General features: G+C 63.1%; 11 protein-coding genes. 9 read left to right on the top strand and 2 right to left on the bottom strand.

The genetic code is table 11. From position 1 onward, the window contains the following. Window position 1: 1 nt before the first annotated feature. Entirely contained in the window at window positions 2-1,351 is a 1,350-nt protein-coding gene (gene rlmD / locus DV520_RS04585) for a 23S rRNA (uracil(1939)-C(5))-methyltransferase RlmD (protein WP_165850036.1), read from the bottom strand. Between the two features lie 221 nt (window positions 1,352-1,572). Here rlmD and secA point away from each other — a divergent pair, with 221 nt between their 5' ends. Genes secA through DV520_RS04600 form a run of 3 tightly spaced genes read left to right on the top strand, consistent with a single transcriptional unit; the run spans window position 1,573 to window position 7,055 of the window. Next, window positions 1,573-4,323, top strand: a complete 2,751-nt coding sequence (gene secA, locus DV520_RS04590) for a preprotein translocase subunit SecA (RefSeq protein ID WP_117141934.1) — start codon at window positions 1,573-1,575, stop codon at window positions 4,321-4,323. A 32-nt stretch (window positions 4,324-4,355) separates the two neighbouring features. Continuing rightward, entirely contained in the window at window positions 4,356-5,171 is an 816-nt protein-coding gene (gene pgeF / locus DV520_RS04595; protein ID WP_021920400.1) for a peptidoglycan editing factor PgeF, read from the top strand. A 51-nt stretch (window positions 5,172-5,222) separates the two neighbouring features. Further along, entirely contained in the window at window positions 5,223-7,055 is a 1,833-nt protein-coding gene (locus DV520_RS04600; RefSeq protein WP_117141935.1) for a M23 family metallopeptidase, read from the top strand. Window positions 7,056-7,151: 96 nt separating this feature from the next. Here the strand turns inward: DV520_RS04600 and spoIIP are convergent, their stop codons facing one another. Next, a complete protein-coding gene (spoIIP, locus tag DV520_RS04605) occupies window positions 7,152-8,285 on the bottom strand; it encodes a stage II sporulation protein P (protein ID WP_021920402.1) in 1,134 nt (377 codons plus the stop codon). A gap of 85 nt (window positions 8,286-8,370) precedes the next feature. On the opposite strand from spoIIP, the gene DV520_RS04610 reads away from it, so the two are divergent. The 6 genes from DV520_RS04610 to hpt all read left to right on the top strand — a co-directional run bounded on the left by DV520_RS04610 (window position 8,371) and on the right by hpt (window position 15,156). After that, window positions 8,371-9,225, top strand: coding sequence for a YihY/virulence factor BrkB family protein (locus tag DV520_RS04610; RefSeq protein ID WP_021920403.1), 855 nt, complete (start codon window positions 8,371-8,373; stop codon window positions 9,223-9,225). 113 nt (window positions 9,226-9,338) lie between these two features. After that, window positions 9,339-11,342: a DHH family phosphoesterase gene (locus DV520_RS04615; RefSeq protein ID WP_021920404.1), complete on the top strand. Its 2,004-nt coding sequence runs from the start codon at window positions 9,339-9,341 to the stop codon at window positions 11,340-11,342. 42 nt (window positions 11,343-11,384) lie between these two features. Further along, on the top strand, window positions 11,385-11,834 hold the full coding sequence (gene rplI / locus DV520_RS04620; protein ID WP_117141937.1) for a 50S ribosomal protein L9: 450 nt from the start codon (window positions 11,385-11,387) through the stop codon (window positions 11,832-11,834). A gap of 41 nt (window positions 11,835-11,875) precedes the next feature. Then, window positions 11,876-13,231 (top strand): replicative DNA helicase, encoded by a 1,356-nt coding sequence (gene dnaB / locus DV520_RS04625; protein WP_021920406.1) that lies wholly within the window; start codon window positions 11,876-11,878, stop codon window positions 13,229-13,231. Then, complete coding sequence (tilS, locus tag DV520_RS04630) at window positions 13,215-14,609, top strand: tRNA lysidine(34) synthetase TilS (RefSeq protein ID WP_021920407.1); 1,395 nt, start codon at window positions 13,215-13,217, stop codon at window positions 14,607-14,609. Before dnaB ends, tilS begins: the two co-directional genes overlap by 17 nt. A 7-nt stretch (window positions 14,610-14,616) precedes the next feature. After that, window positions 14,617-15,156 carry a hypoxanthine phosphoribosyltransferase gene (hpt, locus tag DV520_RS04635; protein WP_021920408.1) on the top strand — a complete coding sequence of 180 codons (540 nt, stop codon included), beginning with the start codon at window positions 14,617-14,619 and terminating at the stop codon, window positions 15,154-15,156. The last annotated feature ends 26 nt before the right edge of the window (window positions 15,157-15,182 follow it).

Consider the following 15,182-nt stretch of genomic DNA (forward strand, 5'->3'; position numbering starts at 1 on the left):
CTTAGTATTTGAGTTTGGACAACAGGCACACCGTCTCTACATGCGCCGTCCGCGGAAACAAATCCACCGCCTCCGCCCTCTGCAGCACATACCCCTGCTCCTCCATGCGCTTGACGTCCCGGGCCAGTGTCGCCGGGTCGCAGGAGACATAGACCAGACGCTGCGGGGCCATCTGAACGATGGCGTCGATCACCGCCGGGGCCAGTCCCTTTCGCGGCGGGTCCACGCAGATCACATCGGGGCGCAGGCCGCGGTCGGCCAGGGTCTGGGCGGCCTGCGCCGCGTCGGCGCAGAGAAACTCCGCGTTGGTCACCCCGTTGCGGGCCGCGTTGGCCTTGGCGTCCTCCACCGCGGCGGGGATCACCTCCGCCCCAATGGCCCGCCCCGCCTGCCGGGCCATGACCAGGGTAATGGTTCCAATGCCGCAGTAGAGGTCCAACACCGTCTCCCGCCCTGTCAGCCCCGCAAAGGCCAGCGCCCGGCCATACAAAACCTCCGCCTGCTCCCGGTTCACCTGGTAAAAGGAGGGCACGGAGAGCCGGAAGGTCAGGCCGCATAGGGTATCCTCCAGGTAGTCCCGCCCCCAGAGGCACCGGTGGGTCTTTCCCAAAATAACATTGGTCTTCTCCTGGTTGACCGACAGCACCACCCCCGCCAAATCAGGCTCTGCCCGGCGCAGCGCCTGCACCAATTCCTCCTGATGGGGCAGGTCCGTCCCATTGGCGATCACCGCGCACAGGGACTGTCCCCGCTGGTTGACCCGCACATAGAAATGCCGGATCAGCCCCCCGTGGACCCTTTCATCGTAGGCGGGAACCTGATACCGTTCCATCCACAGTTTGAACGCCTCCCGCAGCCGGGTGGCGGCCAGCGGCTGCAAGAGACAGTCCTCCGCGTCAATCACTTCATGGCTCCGGGCCCGGAAAAAGCCCACCCGAGGGCCGTCGGCCACGGGAAACTGGATTTTGTTCCGATACCGGTCCGGCGCTTCCGCCCCGTGGATCTTCTCCACCCGCCCGGTCCATCCGCCGATCCGCTGCAAGGCGTCCTGGACCTTCTGCCGCTTAAAGCGCAGTTCCTCGGCATAGGTCATGTGCCGCAGCTGACATCCTCCACACCGGGGATACCGGGGGCAGTCGGGGCTCTGGCGGCCTGGAACCGGCGTCAGCACCTGGGTCACCCGGCCCCAGGCGGCGGACTTGCCCACCTTCAACAGCTGAACCTGGCAGATCTCTCCCGCCAAGGCCCCCTTGACAAAGACCGCCTGTCCCTCCAGCCGGGCCACCCCCTCTCCCGCGCTGCCGTATCCTTCGATCCGAAGAGGGTGCTGTTCGTTCTTTTTCGCCGCCATGGCCATGTCTCCTTTTTGGTGTCAATGTCTTTTGGCAACAGTATACCACAGGGAATCTTCCTCGAACAACCTTGATTTTTCCCCGGATTTTCTACCACTTGTTCACAGTTTCCTCTTTTTTCTCCCGGGGGAATGTGTTATAATGCTATGACCATGGGGGTTTATGCCCATTATTTTTACAAAACACAGCGGTTTCCGCTTTTGGAAAGGATCTATCCACTATGGGTTTTTTGACCAAACTGTTCGGCACCAACATGGCAAAGGAGATCAAGCGCATTGATCCCATTGTCCGCAAAATCGAGGCCTTGGAAGAGGAGTACAAGGGGCTCACCGACGCCCAGCTCCAGGCCAAGACCGCAGAATTCAAGGAGCGGTATCAGAAGGGGGAGACCCTGGACGATCTTCTCCCCGAGGCCTTTGCCACCTGCCGGGAGGCCGCGGACCGGGTTCTGGGGCTTCGCCCCTACCGGGTGCAGCTCATCGGCGGCGTCATTCTCCACCAGGGCCGCATCGCCGAGATGAAGACCGGCGAGGGCAAGACCCTGGTGGCCACCCTCCCCGCCTACCTCAACGCCCTGTCCGGGGAAGGGGTCCACATCGTCACCGTCAACGACTACCTGGCCAAGCGCGACAGCGACTGGATGGGAAAAGTTTACCGCTTTTTGGGCCTCACCGTGGGCCTGGTGATCCACGGCGTGGACCCGGTGGGCAAGAAAGCCGCCTACAACGCGGACATCACCTACGGCACCAACAACGAGTTTGGTTTCGATTACCTGCGGGACAACATGGCCATCTACAAGGCTGAGCTCATGCAGCGGGGCCACGCTTTCGCCATTGTGGACGAGGTGGACTCCATCCTCATCGACGAGGCCCGTACCCCCCTGATCATCTCCGGTATGGGGGAACAGTCCACCCAGCTGTACACCCTGGCGGACAATTTTGCCGCCAGTCTGAAGGGCCTGGTGAAGGCCACCGTGGACGACAAGGAAGAGGAGGCCGACGACATCGACGCCGACTACGTGGTCAATGAAAAGGCCCGGGCCGTCACCCTCACCGCCCGGGGCATTGCCAAGGCGGAGAAGGCCTTCAACGTGGAAAACCTCTCCGACCCGGAGAACACCACCCTCTCCCACCACATCAACCAGGCCATCCGGGCCCGGGGCCTCATGAAGCGGGACATCGACTACGTGGTGAAGGACGGCGAGGTCATCATCGTGGATGAATTCACCGGCCGTCTCATGTATGGCCGGCGGTATAACGACGGCCTGCACCAGGCCATTGAGGCCAAGGAAAAGGTCACCGTGGCCCGGGAGTCCAAGACCCTGGCCACCATCACCTTCCAGAACTACTTCCGTCTGTACCGGAAGCTCTCCGGTATGACCGGCACCGCCCTGACCGAAGAGGAGGAGTTCAACGCCACCTACCAGCTGGACATCGTGGAGGTGCCCACCAACAAGCCCCTGATCCGGGTGGACCACCCCGACGAGGTGTACAAAAACACCACCGGCAAATACCACGCCATCGTCCGGCAGATCGCCGCCTGCCATGAAAAGGGACAGCCCGTCCTGGCCGGCACCACCTCCATTGAAAAGTCGGAGGTCCTCTCGAAGCTGCTGACCAAGCAGGGCATCAAGCACAACGTCCTCAACGCCAAAAACCATGAGAAGGAGGCCGAGATTGTCGCCCAGGCCGGCAAGTTCGGGGCGGTCACCGTGGCCACCAACATGGCCGGCCGTGGTACCGACATCATGCTGGGGGGCAACGCGGAGTTTTTGGCCAAGAACGACCTGCGCAAGGCGGGCCTGTCCGACGAGATGATCGCCGAGGCCACCGGCTTTGCCGAGACCGACAACGAGGAGATTCTCCAGGCCCGGAAGATGTTCTCCCAGGCCGAGGCCAAGCATAAAGAAGAACTGGCCCCCGAGGCAGAAAAAGTGCGGGAGGCCGGCGGCCTGTTCATTCTGGGCACCGAACGCCATGAGTCCCGCCGCATCGACAACCAGCTCCGGGGCCGTTCCGGCCGGCAGGGAGATCCCGGTGAGAGCCGCTTCTACCTGTCCATGGAGGACGACATCATGCGTCTGTTCGGCACCGAGCGGATGCAAAACATGATGGAGACCCTGAAGATTGACGACGACACCCCCATTGACGCCAAGATTCTCTCCGGCGCCATTGAGAACGCCCAGAAAAAGGTGGAGTCCAAGAACTTCCAGGCCCGAAAGAACACCCTGGAATACGACGACGTGATGAACGTCCAGCGTGAAGTCATCTATAAGCAGCGCCGCCAGGTGCTGGACGGAGAGAACATGGGGCAGTTCATCCGCAACATGATCCACCGCTGGATTGACACCTCCATCCACGGCCACCTGGGGGAGAACAAGCACCTCTCCGCCGAGTCCTATCAGCTGGCCACCGAGCCCTTCCGCGGTCTCTTCTTCCCCCCGGACCAGTTCCAATACACCGACGAAGACCTGGCCAAGCAGAGCCCCGATGCTCTGGTGGAGGAACTGGACCAGGCCGCCCTGGCTGTCTATGACGCCAAGGAGGCCGCCCTGGGCGACGAGCTCATGCGGGAGCTGGAGCGGGTTATGATGCTCCGGGTGGTGGACGAATACTGGATGGACCACATCGACGCCATGGAAGAGCTGAAAAAGGGGATCCAGCTCCGGGCCTATGCCCAGACCAACCCCGTGGACGCCTATAAGAAGGAAGGCTTCGAGATGTTCGAGGCCATGATCCAGGCCATCCAGGAGGAGACCATCCGCCGGATCATTCTGGCCCGGGTCCAGACCAACGAGGTCCGCCGGGAGCGGGTGGCCAAGGTCACCGGCGAATCCGGCGGCAGTGAGGAGCCCCAGAAAAAGGCGCCGGTCCGCAAATCCATCAAGATCGGCCCCAACGATCCCTGCCCCTGCGGCAGCGGCAAGAAGTATAAGAAGTGCTGCTACCTGAAGGATAAGGCCGCACAGTAAGCACCCGCGGCCCCGGTTAGAAAGGCTCGTCTATGTCATTTACCCAACAAACCCGAAACGGCGTCGTCTTCCACACGGCGGACGCCTTTACCGCCGCCGGCGGGGTGGCCCACGGCTTCGCCACCCGGCTGGGCGGCGTCAGCACCGGTCCCTATGCTCAGCTGAACCTGGGCATCACCCGCCCCGACGAACGGGCGGCAGTCCGGGAGAACTATCACCGGTTCTGCGCCGCCATCGGCGCCGATGTCACCAGCCTGGTTATGACCCACCAGGTCCACGAGGATACCATCCGCCAGGCCACCCGGGCCGATGTGCTGGATGATCTGCTGGACCCCCTGGACTACCAGGCGGACGGCCTGCTCACCAACCAGCCCGGCCTCTGCCTGACCATCTACTACGCCGACTGTATTCCCGTGCTCCTGTACGACCCTGTGCACAGGGCCATTGCCGCGGTGCACTCCGGCTGGCGGGGAACCTCTCTGGGCATTGCCCCCCAGGCGGTGGCCAAGATGACCGCCCTTTACGGCAGTGACCCCGGGGACATCCTGGCCGCCATCGGTCCCGGGATCGGTCCCTGCTGCTTTGAGACCCACGATGATGTCCCCTCCGCCATGGTCCAGCGACTGGGGGAGGACATTCTCTCCCACTGTGTCCCCCTGGCCCACGGCAAGTTCTCTGTGGACCTGAAGGGGATCATCCATTGGCAGCTGACCCAGGCGGGTCTGGCGGACGGCCATGTGGACACCCTGTCCCTGTGCACCGCCTGCCACCCGGAGCTCTACTGGTCCCACCGGAAGATGGGCGACCAGCGGGGCAACCACGCCGCCATGCTCCAGCTCCTTCCCTGACCCCACCGTCCTCTTGGGGCCGTTATCCCCACAGCAAAGGAGTCGATTCCCATGCACCAATCTTCCAACCACTCCAAATTTCAGCGGATGCGCCGCAGGCTGGACCTGTTTCGGCAGAAAAAAGAGGAACAAAGCGTGTCCCACCCCCTGCGCGCCTGCCTGCCCTTTCTCTGCGCCACAGGGGTACTGATGACCACCGTGGTCACTGCCGCCTCCTGCACCCTGTGCTATCGGGTGGACGCCCAGGGGCAGTCCTTGGCGTTTTTCCACGACGTGGCAACCTATGACGCCGCCGTGTCCCAGGCGGAAACCCGGGCCTCTAAAATTTTGGAGACCCAGTATTCCCTGAACCAGGACCTCTCCGTCCGGGCCACACTGGCCCCCAAGGACCAGATTGAATCCCTGTCCGGGGTCACCGGCTCCCTCATGGAGAGCATCCCGGAGCTGGAACACGTCTACACCCTCTCTGTGGACGGCACCATGGTGGGCGCCGCGCAGGACCCTTCGGTCATCACCCAGGCTCTGAACCTGGTGAAGGAACGCTACACCACCCCGGAAACCCGCTCCCTCCACATCGACAGTCAGGTAGATATCCGCTACCAGTATCTTCCCGCCGACACGGGAGAATCCACTGCGGAGGAAATGGCCGCCGCGCTGCTGGCCCAGTCCCCCCGCACCTTCTCCTACACCACCCAGCCGGGGGATACCATGGAGTCCGTCACAGCCCTCTTTTCCATGACAGAGGAGCGGTTCCGGGAACTCAACCCCGACCTCACCCTGGAGCCGGCGGCCCCCACGGCCTCCAGTCCCTTGGATGAGCTGCCGGACAACGAGGCCGCCGATGCCCAGGTCTCGGCCGCAGAGGAGCCATCCCCGGACAGCGCAGAAGCGGACTCCCAGGCCGACGAGAACGTCATTGACCTGGAGGCACTCCTGGGCGACCAGCTGCAAACCCCGCTGGAAGCGGGGCTCACCATCACCATTGAGCAGTCCTGCCCCCTGCTGGTGGTCTCCACCGTGGAGGAGATGAACCTCACCCGGGAGATTCTCCCCGACTTAGAGACCCAAGAGGACGACACCATGTTCCAGGGCCAGCAGCGGATCATCCAGGAGGGAGAGGCCGGCCAATCCAGCGTCCTGTCCCGGGTGGTGAAGCGCTGCGGCGTCCCTGTGGCCAGCAATGACCTCAGCGCCGTCACGCTGTCGGAAGCCACCCCCCTCATTGTGGGCACCGGCACCAAGGCCATGCCGGAGCTCCCCGACGGGTGCCTCTTCCTCTGGCCCGTCCAGGGTCCCATCACCTCTGAGTTCGGCTATCGCTTCATCTTCGGAGAAAACAACTTCCACCGGGGGCTGGACATCGCCGCCGCCGCCGGCACCGCCATCAACGCCGCCGCGGACGGCACGGTGATCTTCTCCGGGGAGAAGGGAACCTACGGCAATCTGGTCATCCTCTCCCACGGGAACGGATTTTTGACCTACTACGCCCACTGCTCCAAGCTCCTGGTCCAAGTGGGGGATTCCGTCACCCAGGGTCAGCCCATCGCTGCGGTGGGCTCTACCGGGCGGTCCACTGGGCCCCACTGCCACTTTGAGGTGCGGTACCAGAACAATCCCATCGACCCCCTGTTCTACCTCCCCGGCGAGAACAACGCCCCCGTCCGCACAGAGCCTCCGGAGGAGGAGGTTCCCCCTGCGGAAGAGCCCCCCGTTTCCCCGGAGACCCCGGAACAGCCCACGGAACCGGTGGAACCCAATGTCCCAGCGGAGCCCTCCCAACCGGAAGACCCCGACAGCTCCACCGAGGACCCCGCCGCCCCGCCGGAAGAGCTGGAAGCCGGCGGCGGTGCCGCCGGCCAGGCTTCCCCTTCCCCATCCCCATAATCTGAGACAGGGCCGAACCAAACTGGTTCGGCCCTGTCTCCTGTTTCCCATCTGTAAAAAGGAGACGGCTTCCCACCCGGAGGCCGTTTCCTGTGTCTATTGCGCCACCCGCTCCAGCAGGACCTTCGCCGCCGACCGGGCAAACAGCCGGGCCCCGGCCAGCGCCTCCTCCAGGGAGTTGCCATGCCCTCCCACCTCCACCAGCAGGGAGCCCTTGGTGAGCTGCTGGTTGAACCGGGCGGTCCGCAGGGTGATGGGCCGGGCCAGGCCGGGCCAAAGGGAGTTCATCTGCTGCTGGATCTGCATGGCCAGGGCCAAATGCTCCCCCCAGTCCGGGAAGGAGGCCCCCGCGTCATCGGTGCCCACCAGCAGCATCACCTGGGCGGTTTTGACGCCGTCGATCTGAAGCACCGGCTTATACACCGTGCCGTCGGTGCCCACCAGGGCGTCCCGGTGGACGTCCAGCACCATCTGAATGGTGGGATACTGGGCCAAATGGGCCTCGATCCCCGCCCGGGCCTTGTCATAGGCGTCGTTATAGGAGGGGTAATCGTACAGTTCCCGGTCGTGAATGACGTTTAATCCCATCTCCTCGAAAATTCGTGCTATCTCATCCCCCACTCTTATGATATTATAGGAGGTGTCCGTGGTCCGGGCCACCCCTGTCTCGGTGTAGGGCTCGGTGCCGTCCCGGGCATAGGATTCCGTTCCATGGGTGTGCATAATCAGGACTTGGGGGCCTGCCTCCGCCTTTTGAAAGGAGAGGGAAGACCCTCCCTTGGCCACCGCCTCCAGATCCACCGTCTTCTCTGTCCGGTTGAACAGGGAGATGCCCTGGGCATTGACATAGCCAGAGCCGCTGCCGGAGATGGTTTTTTCCTGGATCTTGTCCGGGGTCACCGCCTGCAGATTCTGCTCTTCCTCCGCCTCCTCCGGGGCGGTCTCCTCCGGTTTTTCCCCCTGGGCCTGGCCCGCCGATTCCGCGGCCCACTGGGCCAGCAGGGCGGAGTCCCCCAGCAGCAGCCGCTGCCAGAAGGGCACAGGCCCGTCCCCCGCCGGGGCCTGGGCCGCCATGGCGGTCTGGATTCCTCCCAGTCCCCCCAGCCATCCCAGGGGCTGGGGCAGGCCCGCCGTGACCGCCGCCATGCCCATTCCCACAATGGCCAACAGACAGGCAATGCTGCGCCGCAGGAAGCGGCGGACCTGTCCCCTGGCTTTCTGTTTTTTCATTGGCATCACACTCCCGTATGCCAGTATCCTATGTACCGCGGTCCAGGTTCAGAACCTGTCCCCCGCCGAAAAGGAGGTGCCCCCCTTGAAAAAGCTCTGGACTTCCCCCTTTGTCCTCTTCCTGCGGGAGGCCATCATGCTCTATTTCAGCCGCCGGGTGCCCCAGGCCGCCGCCTGCCTGGCCTACTTCGTGCTGCTCACTGTGTTCCCGGTGCTCATCTGCGTGTCCTACATTCTGGGCATGGTGAACATCGACATTGTCAGCCTGATGGATCAGCTCCAGCCCCTGCTGCCGGAGGCCGCCCTGGACGTGCTGGAGAGCTACCTGCGCTACATCTCCTTCCACCAGACCCCGGGCCTCTTTCTGGCGGGGCTGGCGGGCTGTTGGTTCTCCGCGGCCGCCGCCTTCCGAACCATCACCCGGGTCATCATCGACATGTATGAGGATGTGTCCCAATCCATGGTCCGGGGCATGGTGGCCAGCATTCTCTTCCCCCTGGGGCTGCTGGTCACGGTGGACCTGTCCGTGATCGTGGTGGTCACCGGCCAGCGGACCCTGGCCGCCGTGGCCCAGCGTTTCCCCTTCTGGGACCACGTGCTGAACCTATGGTCCTGGACCCGCTATGTTCTGCTGTTCTCCATCTTTTTCCTCTTTATCCTGGCGGTGCTGAACATGGCCGCCCCCTTCGGCACACCGCGGCTGCCCGTGCTGCTGAGCAGTCTGGTCTCCGCCCTGGCCCTGGTGGTCTCTTCTGCGGTCTTCTCCTGGTTTATCAGTATGTCCTCCCGGTATTCCCTGGTCTACGGCTCCCTGGTCTCCCTGATCATTCTGCTGATCTGGCTCTACCTGTGCGGACAAATTCTGTTCATCGGGATTGTGTTTACCAGCGTATGGTATAAACATTGGCGCCGCCGGCGGCTGACAGATCCAGATGACTAACCCTTGTCACCCGATAGGGATTGTGCTATAATGTATCATTACTATCTTAGCATCTCTTTGTTTTCCCGATCCTGAATCACTTGGCAGTGCCCCACTGCCTGGAGGGTACCGTTATGCGTCAGCAAACCTTTCAAAAAGCCCTTTCCCGAATGACGGAAACCGGCGTTCGACTGTTTTTTGCGGCCTGTCTTCTCTTCGCGTTGCTCACTGCCATCTACAACATCTGGCTCTGCCTGGCGGAGCTGGTCCTGATCCTTCTGCTCTACCTCTTCTTCCAGACCGGCATCAGCCGCCGGAAGAAAGAGGTCATGGCCTATCTGGACCACATGACCAGCGGCGTGGACGTGGCCTCCCGGCGGACCTTGATCTCCTCCCCCCTCCCCATCGCCATCTTCCGGCCGGACACCGATGACATCATCTGGAGCAATGAACGCTTTCTCCACCTCACCGGCGACCCCGACCACCTTTTTGAGACCAAGCTCTCCGCCCTGGTGCCCTCCTTCCAGTCCCAGTGGCTGCTGGATGGAGACCACCTCAGCCCCGAACCCGTTCCCGTGGGCGACCAGTTGTACCTGGTTTTCGGCAATCTGGTCTGTACCGGGGGACAGGACGAATTCCTGGCCACCACCTATTGGGTGGATGTCACAGAGTACGCCCGGGTGGCGGAACAATTTGACGCCACCCGGCCTGTGGTGGGCATTTTGCAGGTGGACAACTATGAGGACCTGAACCGCGGCCTGGAGGAAGGAGAGCGGTCCGTGATCCGCACCGAGATCAACAACCGTCTGGCCGCCTGGGTAGACCCCGCCCACGGGATGCTCTGCCGGTATGACCGGGACCACTACATTCTTCTGGTGGAAGCCGGTCAATTCCAGGACTTCTACCGGCGGAAATTTTCCATCTTAGATGAGATCCGGCAGGTACAGAGCCCCAACGGCGTCGCCGCCACCCTCTCCATCGGCTTCGGCCGCAACGGCGCCTCTCCCCGGGAGCTCCACGAATTCGCCTCCCTGGCCCTGGACATGGCGCTGAGCCGGGGCGGCGACCAGGTGGTCATCCGGGACGGGGGAGAATTCCTCTTCTTCGGCGGCCGCTCCAAGGAAACCGAACGCCGCACCAAGGTGAAAAGCCGGGTGGTGGCCTCCGCCTTTTCCGAGCTGCTGGCCAGCACGGACCAGGTGATCGTCATGGGGCACAAGTACCCCGACCTGGACGTTCTGGGGGCGGTGGCCGGTGTGTGCGCCATTGCCCGAAAAAAAGGGGTCTCCATTCAGGCCGTCCGGGCCCCCTCCCCCTACCCCGCCGAGGAGCAGACCCGTCAGCTGGCCGCCCTGCCGGAGTACCAGGGGATTTTTGTGCCTCCGGATGAGGCCCTTCACCTGGCCGGTCCCAACACCATTTTGGTGGTGGTGGACACCAACCGCCCGGAACAGACCCAGGTTCCAGAGCTGCTTGACTCCGGGGCCCGAATCGTGGTCATCGACCACCACCGCCGGGCCGCCTCCTATATCGAAAAGCCCGCCCTCAGCTTCCACGATCCCTACGCCTCCTCCGCCAGTGAGCTGGTGGCGGAGCTGGTCCAATACATCTTGGACACCGGCGACCTGAAGCGCCAGGAGGCCGAGGCCCTGCTGGCCGGCATTGTGCTGGACACCAAGGGCTTTACCATGCGCACCGGCAGCCGTACCTTTGAGACCGCCGCTTTCCTGCGCAAATCCGGGGCCGACACCGCCCAGGTGAACAAGTTCTTCCAGAACGACCTGCGGGACACGGTCACCAAGTTCCATATCATTCAGGGCGCCCACACCTACCGGGGCTCCATCGCCCTGGCCCTCACCGACCGGCTTGTGGGCCGGGCCATCGCCGGCCAAGCCGCCGACGAACTGCTCAACATCGCGGGCATCGAGGCCTCCTTCGTCCTCTTCCCGGAGGCCGGCCAGGCCTATCTCTCCGCCCGCTCCAACAGCGATGTCAATGTCCAGGTCATCAGCGAGATGCTGGGCGGCGGCGGCAACGCCGCCACCGCAGGGGCCCAGTTCCCGGGGAAAACCCCGGAAGAGGTCCTTCCCCTGCTGAAGAATGCCATTGACACCTATTTTGACGATGAGAAATCATAATTTAATTTTCATTTACACCATATAACTTGGGAGGTAACACCGATGAAAGTGATTTTACAGCAAGATGTCAAAGGACAGGGCAAGCGGGGCCAGCTGGTCAACGTCTCCGACGGATATGCCCGCAACTTCCTGTTCCCCAAAAACCTGGCCGTCCCCGCCAACGCCGACAACATGAACAAGATGATCATGCAGGACAAGGCCAAGAAGGCCCAGATGGCCGCGGAAAAGGCCGAGGCCCAGGCCATCGCGGAAAAGCTCAAGGGCGTGATGGTAAAAATTCCCGCCAAGGCGGGCACCGGCGGCCGGCTCTTCGGCGCGGTGACCAGCAAGGAAATTTCCGAGGCCCTGCAGGCCCAGTTTGACCTGACGATTGCCAAGAGCAAGATTGTCCAGGAGGAGCCCATCAAGAGCTTCGGGACCTATCAGCTCAAGTGCAAGCTGGGGTATGAGATCATCGGGACCGTCAACGTGGTGGTCACCGAAGAGACCTGATCCCCCCGGGGCAGTCCCTTGCTTCCAAAGGTGGTGTTTCCATGGACGAGTCGTCCCTCCTATTGCGACAAATTCCCCACAGCATTGAGGCGGAACAGTCCGTCTTGGGCGCCATGCTCATTGACGCCCGCTGTATCCCCGACGTGGTGGAGGCCCTGACCGGGGAGGACTTCTATCTCAAGGCCAACCGGGAGATCTACGAGACCATCTATACCATGTTCAACTTCTCCGCCACCATTGACCCGGTGACGGTGCTGGACCAGATGAAGCTCACAGGTGTTTACGATGAAAACACCTCCCGCAGCTACCTGCTCCAGCTCATGGAGATCACCCCCACCGCCGCCAACGTCAAGGAGTACATCCGCATCGTCAAGGACAAGGCCCTCCTCCGCCGGATCGCGGAGACCGCCGGGGAGCTCACCACCCTGGTGCAGGAGGGGGGGGAGACCGCCCAGGCCGTGCTGGATTTGGCCGAGCAGCGGGTCTACGCCATCCGCCAGGGCCGCAGCGCCCAGGGGCTGGAGCCCCTGTCCAAAATTCTGGTGGACGTGTTCGACCAGCTCCAGGAGCTGTCCATGTCGGGCTCCGAGGTCCCCGGGATGGCCACCGGCTTCGGGGACCTGGACCGGACCCTCACAGGGTTTCACGGCTCTGAACTGATCCTCCTGGCCGCCCGGCCGGGCATGGGCAAAACCTCCTTTGCCCTGAACGTCCTCCTACACGCGGGAAAGTTCTCCGGCAAGAGCGTGGTCTTTTTTTCCCTGGAAATGAGCCGGGAGCAGCTGGCCACCCGTCTGATCTCCAGCGAGGCCTTCCTGGACAACAAAAAGCTCATGACCGGCAAGCTCTCCCCTGACGATTGGGATAAAGTGACCCTGGCCTCCACGGCCTTGGCCCACACCAAAATCTACATTGACGACAACCCCTCCCTGTCCGTGGCCGACATGAACGCCAAGTGCCGGCGGATCGAGGACCTGGGCATGGTTGTCATCGACTATTTGCAGCTGATGCAGTCCTCTGGCAGCACCACCCGGTACGCCGGGGAAAACCGCCAGCAGGTGGTGGCCGACATCAGCCGGGCCCTGAAAATCATGGCCAAGGAACTCCACGTCCCCGTTCTCTGCCTGTCCCAGCTCTCCCGTGCCAACGAGAGCCGCTCGGATAAGCGCCCCATGCTCTCGGACCTCCGGGAGTCCGGCGCCATTGAGCAGGACGCCGACGTGGTCATGTTCCTCTACCGAGACGACTACTATAACAAGGACAGTGACAAGCGCAACCAGGCCGAGTGCATCATCGCCAAGAACCGCCGGGGGGAGACCACCACCATCCCCCTCCAGTGGCTGCCGGAATTCACTGCCTTCTCCTCTGTGGAGCGTAATTATGAAGAACCCTATTGACCTGGCCGCCCAGGCGGCGGCTTTTGCCGACAAGTATAATATGCTCCCCCAGGGGAGCACCGTCCTCTGCGCCCTGTCCGGGGGCGCAGATTCCATGGCCCTGCTCTCCGTGCTGGAGGCCCTGGCCAAACCCCGGTCCCTCACCCTCCACGCCGCCCACTTCAACCATCAGCTGCGGGGGGAGGAGTCCCAACGGGACGAGGACTTCGTGGTCCAGTGGTGCCAGAAGCGGGGCATCCCCCTGGTGGTGGGCCGGGGCGACGTGGCCCAGGAGGCCCAGGAACAGGGCAAAGGGGTGGAGGAAACCGCCCGCGCCATGCGCTACGGCTTTCTCACCGCCACCGCCCAGGAGCTGGGCGCCGACAAGATCGCCACCGCCCACAATGCCGATGACAACGCGGAGACCCTCCTGCTCCACCTGGCCCGGGGCACCGGATTGGATGGACTGACAGGGATTCCCCCGGTACGAGGCATTTTGATCCGTCCCCTGCTGGCCACCCCCCGCATCGACATCGCCGTCTATCTGGCCCAGGAAGAAATTCCCCATGTGGAGGACAGCTCCAACCAAGACACCGTCTATGCCCGCAACCGTCTGCGGCAGGAGGTGATGCCGGTGCTCCGGGATCTGAACCCCGCCTTTGTCTCCACCCTGGCCGCCAATCTGGTCCACCTGCGGGAGGACCGGGACCTTCTCCACGCCATGGCGGAAAAGGCCACCAAGACCGCGGTGGTGTCCGAGGGGCGGGTCTCCCTCTCCGCCCGGACCCTGGCCGCGCTGCCCCACCCCGTGGCGGTGCGGGCGGTGAAGCAGCTCCTGGCCAAGGTGGACCGCTTCCAAATTTCCTCCGTCCATTTGGAACAGATCCTGTCCCTGGCCGCCGGCCCCTCCCCTTCGGCCACCCTGAACCTGCCAGACGATCTGTTTGTCTGGCGGGAGTACGATCAGCTGGTTCTCTGTCCCTCTTCCGCCATGCCCCTGGCCTTCTCCCTGCGCCTGCTCACCGGGCCGGGCACCTTCGCCCTGGACAACGGCTGGAAGATCGAGATCACAGAGACCATCTGCCCTGATCTCCCCGCCCAGGAGGAATACGAGTGGGACATTGCCCAGAACACCGTAACCTTCCCCCTGGTCCTCCGCTCCCGCCAGGCTGGCGATCAGCTCCGCCTGCCGGGCCGCAGGACCAAAACCCTGAAGAAATGGTACATTGACGAGAAAATTCCCCGGCAGAACCGCCAGTCCCTTCCGGTCCTGGCGGATGAATCCGGCCTGCTGGCCGCCGCCGGCCTGGGGCCCAACTATCCCCGCCTGGCTCAACCCGGCCAGCCCGCCCTCCACATTCGACTGACCCCCAAAACCAAACCAGAGGAAAGGACTTAGAGAGAGTATGATGGAACAGGATATGCAGCAGATCCTATTCACCCAGGACCAGGTGGCCGCCCGCGTGCAGGAGCTGGCCGCCCAGATCACCCGGGATTACGCCGGAAAGACCCCCCTGGTGGTGGGGGTGCTCCGGGGTTCGTTCATTTTCATGGCCGACCTGGTGCGGCATCTGGACCTCCCCCTCACCCTGGATTTCATGGCCGCCTCCTCCTACGGCGCCGGCACCACCAGCTCCGGACTGGTCAACATCCGCTTAGACCTTCACGATGACATCGCCGGCCGGGATGTGCTCCTGGTGGAGGATATCTTGGACACCGGCAACACCCTGTCCAAGCTGGTGGCCGAGCTCAAGGGACGCCATCCCGCCTCCCTGAAGCTGTGTGTCCTGCTGGATAAGCCCGAGCGGCGGACACGGCCTCTGGAAGCCGACTATGTGGGTTTCACCATCCCAGACGCCTTCGTGGTGGGCTGCGGCCTGGACTACGACCAAAAATACCGCCAGCTGCCGTACATCGGGGTGCTGAAACCCAGCGTCTACGAATAACCGCGCCCGGCGGGCCCCCCTGCCCA

The sequence above is a fragment of the Evtepia gabavorous genome, from assembly GCF_003425665.1.
Taxonomy (GTDB): Bacteria; Bacillota; Clostridia; order Oscillospirales; family Oscillospiraceae; genus Evtepia; species Evtepia gabavorous.